This window comes from Streptomyces sp. NPDC030143, from assembly GCF_055573695.1.
In genome coordinates, this window is the sequence record NZ_JBVIAY010000058.1 from 1,200 (window position 1) to 2,693 (window position 1,494).

Annotated in this window: 1 protein-coding gene; it reads left to right on the plus strand. The window is 65.8% G+C overall.

All coding sequences use genetic code 11. The features are described from left to right. On the plus strand, positions 1-1,494 hold a 1,494-nt coding region (gene treS, locus ACZ4YY_RS37430), incomplete at both ends, for a maltose alpha-D-glucosyltransferase (protein ID WP_468299864.1).

The following is a 1,494-nucleotide window of genomic DNA, read 5'->3' on the forward strand; positions in this document are numbered from 1 at the left end:
GACCGTCAACGAGCCCGTTCAGGACACCTTCGAGGACACCCCCGCCAAGGACCGCGACCCCGAGTGGTTCAAGCGCGCGGTCTTCTACGAGGTCCTCGTCCGCTCCTTCCAGGACAGCAACGGCGACGGCGTCGGCGACCTCAAAGGCCTCACCGCCAAACTCGACTACCTGCAATGGCTCGGCGTCGACTGCCTCTGGCTCCCGCCCTTCTTCAAGTCACCCCTGAGGGACGGCGGATACGACGTCTCGGACTACACCGCGGTCCTCCCCGAATTCGGCGACCTCGCCGACTTCGTCGAATTCGTCGACGCCGCCCACCAGCGCGGCATGCGGGTCATCATCGACTTCGTCATGAACCACACCAGCGACCAGCACCCGTGGTTCCAGGAATCCCGCAAGGACCCCGACGGACCCTACGGCGACTACTACATGTGGGCCGACGACGACAAACAGTACGCCGACGCCCGCATCATCTTCGTCGACACCGAGGTCTCCAACTGGACCTACGACCCGGTCCGCAAGCAGTACTTCTTCCACCGCTTCTTCTCCCACCAACCGGACCTCAACTACGAGAACCCGGCCGTCCAGGAGGAGATGATCTCGGCGCTGCGGTTCTGGCTGGACCTTGGGATCGACGGGTTCCGCCTGGACGCGGTGCCCTACCTGTACGCCGAGGAGGGCACGAACTGCGAGAACCTCCCCGCGACCCACGAGTTCCTCAAGCGGGTCCGCAAGGAGATCGACGCCCACTACCCGGACACGGTGATCCTGGCGGAGGCCAACCAGTGGCCCGAGGACGTCGTCGACTACTTCGGCGACTACGCCTCCGGCGGCGACGAATGCCACATGGCGTTCCACTTCCCGGTGATGCCCCGCATCTTCATGGCGGTCCGCCGGGAATCGCGCTACCCCGTCTCGGAGATCCTCGCCAAGACCCCGGCGATCCCCGCCAAGTGCCAATGGGGCATCTTCCTGCGGAACCACGACGAGCTGACCCTCGAAATGGTCACCGACGAAGAGCGCGACTACATGTACGCGGAGTACGCCAAAGACCCCCGGATGCGCGCCAACATCGGCATCCGGCGCCGGCTCGCCCCGCTGCTGGACAACGACCGCAACCAGATCGAGCTGTTCACCGCGCTGCTGCTGTCCCTGCCCGGCTCGCCGATCCTCTACTACGGCGACGAGATCGGCATGGGCGACAACATCTGGCTCGGCGACCGCGACGCCGTCCGCACCCCCATGCAGTGGACCCCCGACCGCAACGCCGGATTCTCCTCCTGCGACCCCGGACGGCTCTTCCTGCCCACCATCATGGACCCCGTCCACGGCTACCAGGTCATCAACGTCGAGGCGTCCATGGCCTCGCCCTCGTCGCTGCTGCACTGGACCCGGCGCATGATCGAGATCCGCAAGCAGAACCCCGCTTTCGGACTCGGCTCCTACACCGAGCTGTCCTCCTCCAACCCGGCCGTCCTCGCCTTCCTGCGCGA